General features: G+C 74.3%; 4 protein-coding genes. All 4 read right to left on the bottom strand.

Features of this window, described 5'->3' with window-relative positions; all coding sequences use genetic code 11:
• Positions 1 to 418 precede the first annotated feature (418 nt).
• A complete protein-coding gene (locus FNQ90_RS13845) occupies positions 419 to 1,396 on the bottom strand; it encodes an NAD(P)H-quinone oxidoreductase (protein ID WP_182606659.1) in 978 nt (325 codons plus the stop codon).
• Between the two features lie 97 nt (positions 1,397 to 1,493).
• A complete protein-coding gene (locus tag FNQ90_RS13840; protein ID WP_182606658.1) occupies positions 1,494 to 2,639 on the bottom strand; it encodes a potassium channel family protein in 1,146 nt (381 codons plus the stop codon).
• A complete protein-coding gene (locus FNQ90_RS13835) occupies positions 2,636 to 4,225 on the bottom strand; it encodes a molybdopterin molybdotransferase MoeA (protein ID WP_323379951.1) in 1,590 nt (529 codons plus the stop codon). The genes FNQ90_RS13840 and FNQ90_RS13835 overlap by 4 nt, the downstream gene beginning before the upstream one ends.
• Positions 4,222 to 4,430, bottom strand: a 209-nt coding sequence (locus tag FNQ90_RS13830; protein WP_228471147.1) for a DUF6457 domain-containing protein, incomplete at its 5' end; no start/stop codon positions are given. The genes FNQ90_RS13830 and FNQ90_RS13835, both read right to left, overlap by 4 nt.

Genomic DNA, 4,430 nt, shown 5'->3' with positions numbered 1-4,430 from the left:
GGACGACCCCCACCGGCAGCAGCACCGCCAGCGCGGTTCCGCACATCGTGACGCCCACCCGTATCCGCACAATTCCCACCCTCCGCATGGAGTTCAACACGCTCCGGCACCGACCGGCAGGGTTACCAGAGTCACATAACGGCACGAATCCGGCATCTTCGGGCATCCGAAAGCCGTGGCTTTCATCCCGGCCACCGGGATCCGCTCCCGCACCACGCTCTTCCGGCGCGTCCCGGTCGCCCGGGGGCCACCCGGGGGTACCGAGGGGTTCCGGAAGGGAGTCCGTGCCCCTGCCAACCTTCGCCTGCCCCACTCCATGCGAATCACACGAAAAGGACGGTTCGTCCTCTCAACGAGTGGCCGAACCGAAGGTCACACGACCATACGTCTTCTGGGGAGCCGTCAGATGAACACCCTCTCAGGTGGTGAGGACAATCTTGCCCACGTGCTCCCCCGCCTCCATGACCCGGTGCGCCTCGGCCACCTCCGCCAGCGGCATCACCCGGTCGATCACCGGTCGAACCCGGCCGTCGGCGAGCATCGGCCACACGTGCTCGCGCACCGCCGTCACGATCGCGGACTTCTCCTCGACCGGGCGGGCACGCAGCGAGGTCGCGATGATCGTTCCCCGCTTGGCCAACAACCGTCCCAGTTCCAATTCCCCCCGCACGCCCCCTTGGAGGCCGATCACCACCAACCGTCCGCCGGTGGCCAGGGTTCGGACGTTCCGGCGCAGGTAGGAGGCGCCCATGATGTCGAGAATGACGTCTGCTCCCCGCCCGTCGGTGGCCTTCCGCATCTCCTCCTCGAAGTCCTGCTCGCGGTAGTCGATCAGGATCTCGGCCCCGAGTTCGCGGCACCGCTCCAGCTTCGCGACCCCACCGGCGGTCACCGCGGCTCGGGCCCCCACGGCACGGGCCAACTGCACCGCCATCGTGCCGATGCCACTGGCCCCGCCGTGCACCAGGATGGTCTCGCCCGGACGCAGGTCGGCGGCCATGAAGACGTTCGACCACACCGTGCACACCACCTCGGGAAGGGCCGCGGCCGTTACCGAATCGATTTCCCCGGGAAGCGGCAGCACCTGACCGGCCGGGACCACGACCCGCTCGGCGTACCCCCCGCCGGACAGCAACGCGCAGACCCGCTCCCCCGGCCTCGGCCCCGCCGTGCCGGGCCCGAGACCGGCGACCGTCCCAGAGCACTCCAGCCCCGGATACGGGCTCGCCCCGGGTGGCGGGTCGTAGTGCCCCCGCCGTTGCAGGACATCCGCTCGGTTGACGGCGCAGGCGGTGACGTCGATCAGCACCTCGCCGGGGCCCGGTTCGGGATCGGGGACCTCCTCCATCCGCAGGACCTCGGGACCGCCGGGCTCGGAAACAGTGATGGCTCGCATGGGCGCGAGGGTAAGCGGCGGCGGACGCCGGACGACGACCGCCCCGTTCGGCCGGGCGCGTCGGCCCGCCGACCGCCCGGTCCCGAGCCCGACCGGGTCAACCGCGCGGGATGCGCCAGGAGCCGGGGCCGCGCTCCGGCCGCCCCTCCTGCTTCGCCGGGCGCGCCTTGTCCTCGTCACCGCTGGTGCGGCGGATCACCACCACCCGGTCCTGCAGTTCCAGGGTTCGGGCCTCCGGATCGTCGAAGGGCAGCAGCCGGTGACCCCTTATCACCGAGACGACCAGGTCGTCGCACTCGCGCGGCGACCTTCCCGCCTCCGCCCGGGTGACCGGTCGTTCCTTCAGGGACAGCCCCGACCCCTGTTGGATCAGGTCCTCCATGACCGAGCCCGAGCTGGGGCTGACCATCGACAGACCCAGCAGGCGCCCGACGGCCGAGGCACTGGTGATCACCGAGTCGGCGCCGGACTGCCGGAGCAACGGCACGTTCTCCTCCTCCCGGACCGAGGCCACGATCCGGACGGACTTGCTCAGCTGTCGGGCGGTGAGCGTGACCAGCACGGCGGTGTCGTCCCGCTGGGTGGAGATCACCACCTGCCGGGCCCGGTCGACGCGGGCCCGCAGGAGCACGTTGCTGCGGGTGGCGTCACCGACGACGCCCGCGTAACCCTCCGCGTTGGCCTGTTCCACGACCACGGGACTGGGATCGACCACGACGATGCGGTCCTGGGTGACGCCGGTGCGCATGAGGGTTTCGGCGGCGGAGCGTCCCTTGGTGCCGAAACCGACGATGACGGTGTGGTCGCGCAAGGTCTTCCTCCAGTGCCCGACCCGCCACTGTTCGCGGGTGCGCTCGGTCAGCACCTCGAGCGTGGTGCCGACCAGGATGATCAGGAACGCCACCCGCAGGGGCGTGATGACGAACGTCGTGAGCAGCCGGGCGAGGTCCGAATAGGGGGCGATGTCGCCGTACCCGGTGGTGGAGAGCGACACCGTGACGTAGTAGAGGGCATCGAGTGCCCCGACCTCGCCGTCCCGGCTGTCGGTGTAGCCGTCGCGGTCCAGGTAGACGACGAGGAAGGCGGTGAACAGCACCAGATTGGCCAGGGCCAGCCGCTTGAGCACCTGGATGAGCGGTCCGGCGATCTGCCGGGGCAGGGAGACGCCCAGAGCCTGTCGGTCCCGTTCCGAGCCGGGGGAGGAGTCCCCGTCCCCGGGGGTGAGAGCGGAGGGGATCCTCATGGTCGGGGCAGCTCCAGCAGGCGGACCCGGCCGGCCGCCGGGGCCGGACCGGGGGGAAGAACCGCCACGGCATCGGCGACGGCGATCCCGCGCAGCATAGCCGGGCCGGCCCAACCCACCGGCTCGGCCCACCCCGGTGCGGGAAGCCGCACCGGCACCAGCCGTACGTCCCGGGGGTGGCGGGACACCGGCTCGGTCAGCCGGGCCCGGACGGTGTCGGCGTCCGGCTCGGGGCGGCCGGTGAGACCGCGCAGCACCGGCGCCACCAGGGTCAGCACGGCTGAGACGGCGGCCAGTGGATTGCCCGGCAGGCCCACCAGGGGAACCCCGTCCGGGAGTTCGGCGAGCAGCATCGGGTGGCCGGGGCGCACGGCGACGCCGTCCACGGGGAGGCGGGCGCCGAGCGCCCGCAACGCGGGGTGGACGCGGTCCACCGGGCCGGCGCCGGTACCGCCACTGGTGAGGACGAGATCGGCGCTCCCGGCGGCATCGAGGAGGGCTTCCACCAGGGTGTCGCCACGAGGTCCCCCGGCCCGGTCCGCCGACCCGGCCGGCAGGTCGCCGAGGAGGCGCACGGAGACCGGTTCGGCGCCGAGCCCGGTCAGCCAGGGGCCGATCATGGGGCCGATGGCGTCGCGGATCCGCCCGCCGGTGGGCAGACCCCGGTGCAGCAGTTCGTCGCCGAGTACCAGGACCGCCACCCGGGGGCGCGGGCGCACGGTCAGCCGGTCGTAGCCGGCGGCGGCGGCCAGCCCGAGCACGGCGGGGGTCACCGGCGTACCGGCGGGAAGCAGACCGGCTCCGGTGCGGCACTCCTGCCCGCGCGGTCGGATGTCGGCGCCCGGGGACGGGTTGGGGCCGCGCAGGCGGTCGGCGAGGGTGCGTCCGCGCTCCCGGCGCAGCACCGCGGTGGTGCCGGGCGGGATGCGGGCCCCGGTGGCGATGGGCACGGCGAGGCCGTCGGCGAGCGGGGCGGGGTGGTCGTGGCCGGCGAGGACGGCACCGCCGGGTTCCAGCCCCCACGGGCCCGGGCCGGAGACGGCCCAGCCGTCCATGGCGGCGGTGTCGAAGGCGGGGAGGTCGGTGAGGGCGGTGAGCGGTTCGGCGAGGGTGTGGCCGATCGCCTCCGTCAGGGACACGGCACGCGGCGGGAGTTCCCGCCCGACGCGGTGGGCGGTGCGGTGGGCGGTCTCCCAGTCGGTGTCGTGGTGGTGTCCGGTGGTTTCGTGGTCGCTCCGGTGCCGGTCGTCGGTCGTCCGATGGGCGCCGGTCCGCTCCTCGCCCCGGTCCGTCCCCCTGGCGTCGGCGGGGTCGGCGGGACCCGCTGTCGCCGCGGGTCCGGCCTCCCCCTCGACGCGGGCGCCGGCGGTGCTCCCCCGCGTCCCGGCCGCGGTCGGGACGCGGGGGCGGGAGCTGTTGGCCAGGGCCAGGGCGTCGGCGAAGTCGTCATCGGCTCCGCCCGTCGTGAGCCGGGCCGCGGCCGGCGCGGGACCGCCGGCGCCCCCGGTGCCGCTCGCGGGGGTGTCGGTGGCGCGATCCCGGCCGGGCGTCCCCCCGGGCCGGGCGGAGCCGGGGTGGGCCGTCACGGTCGCCCCGCTCCGGGGGCCCCGCGCCCGGGGTCGCCCGCGGTACCGGACGGGCCGGAACCCGCCCAGGTCTCCGGGGGCGCGCCCTCCGGGGCCCGTTCACTCTCCCAGCGCGCGGCGAGGGCACCGACCCGGCGGGCGGCCTCCTCGACATCGAGCCCGTGGCGTCCGGCGGCCCAGCCGATGAGGAAGGTGGTCAAGGGGG

It is taken from the genome of Streptomyces alkaliphilus (assembly GCF_014141535.1).
GTDB classification, from domain to species: Bacteria; Actinomycetota; Actinomycetes; order Streptomycetales; family Streptomycetaceae; genus Streptomyces; species Streptomyces alkaliphilus.
The sequence above is the reverse complement of the archived record's forward strand: the minus strand, read 5'-3'. Positions and strand labels throughout refer to the sequence as shown.

Bases quoted from the DNA above. Each gene is read 5' to 3' on its own strand.
- FNQ90_RS13840 (WP_182606658.1), bottom strand. From the start codon at position 2,639: ATGAGGATCCCCTCCGCTCTCACCCCCGGGGACGGGGACTCCTCCCCC.
- FNQ90_RS13845 (WP_182606659.1), bottom strand. From the start codon at position 1,396: ATGCGAGCCATCACTGTTTCCGAGCCCGGCGGTCCCGAGGTCCTGCGG.